Here is a 1,203-nt window from a genome sequence, read left to right as displayed (position 1 = left end):
ATTATCAGGCTGGAGCAGTTGCTTCCGTGGAATTGGACGCCGCCGACCGTCAACGCTCAAGCTGCCTGACCTGTGGCCTTCACCGGAGGCTTACGATGGGGGCGCGTAACGCTTCGCGGTTTCGTAGTGAACTTCGCACTAAGATGGAAATCGCTGCTATCAAGGAAGCGCCAGGCGCCCGGCTTACTTTCTGGGAAGAAGAAAAGGAACGCCCTAAAAAGGCTTCGCGCAAATGAAGGACAACCAAATTTTGATTGAGGCAAGCGCAAGAAAGCCCGCGAACGACACTTTTGTCTTGTCATAATGTGTCGAAATGCGCCTGAAATGTTTAAGCCCATTAAACATTTCTTCGATGCGGTTGCGGTCATTGTAGCCAGTGTAGCCGCAAGGCGGCGGATGCTTTCGCGGGAGCCCGGCGGGATTGAACTACCCCACTTGCGACCGGATAGTCGGCATAAGCAGGAAGGCTTAAGCACAGGCTTGAGGACGTTCGTTCGGCTTCTTATGCGGCAGGATACTGCCGCCAGCCAGTATGGATTCCGCGAGCGCGGTGCACTTCAGGCTTACGTGTTGCTAGCACTCATCTTCAATTTGATTCTCCGAACCCCGTTCAAACTCTTCGCCAATGCAATCCTGAGACCTCCGTTGCGACACGAGAATTTACTAGGCTGCCTGCATGTAAGTCCCTCTGTGTTGCAGTATCGCCTAGGCGACGCGCGCCGTCTTGTTCGCCAGTGCCACGATCGCGAGCATCGGTGACTTTCTGTGGGGTATGCCAGCCAACCAGGCGGTCGGCTGGGTCCTTGACGCGCCTGACCCAAGATATGACCACACTCGCTCCCATGACTAGATGACGTCTTCATTGCCGTTCGCCCATCGTGGATATGCGGGAGCTCCTTCGAAAATTGGCTGCCCACCTCAAATTACATTGGTGCAAGAGGGCCACAAGCCTATTCCCAGCATTGACAGCGTCGTAAGTTGGAGTTCAAAGAAATTGCAGTTGCGCAAGCCCCTGCAACTGGAATAGTCGTCGTGATCAAAGACGCACGATCACAATCACAGGTTGAATTCAACAATCTCTCGATGTTCTTACGCTTGAGGCGCGCGATCCTCATACGTTTATGTTATCGCGGCATGCGCCAGATGCGCGTTGTCGGACCATGTCTTGGTCCTTAATTTTCGTGACTGTCTTCCTTTGAAACG

Annotated in this window: 1 protein-coding gene; it reads left to right on the top strand. The window is 53.5% G+C overall.

Annotated elements, in window-relative coordinates:
• The coding region (locus F3H58_RS27425; protein ID WP_210246935.1) for a hypothetical protein at positions 1-236 on the top strand (236 nt) is incomplete at its 5' end.
• Positions 237-1,203: the final 967 nt, after the last annotated feature.

Origin of the sequence: Rhizobium sp. NFACC06-2, assembly GCF_900101425.1 — a bacterium.
Classification (GTDB): Bacteria; Pseudomonadota; Alphaproteobacteria; order Rhizobiales; family Rhizobiaceae; genus Agrobacterium; species Agrobacterium leguminum.
Note: the sequence above shows the minus strand (reverse complement) of the source record. Positions and strands in the feature narration are given on the sequence as shown.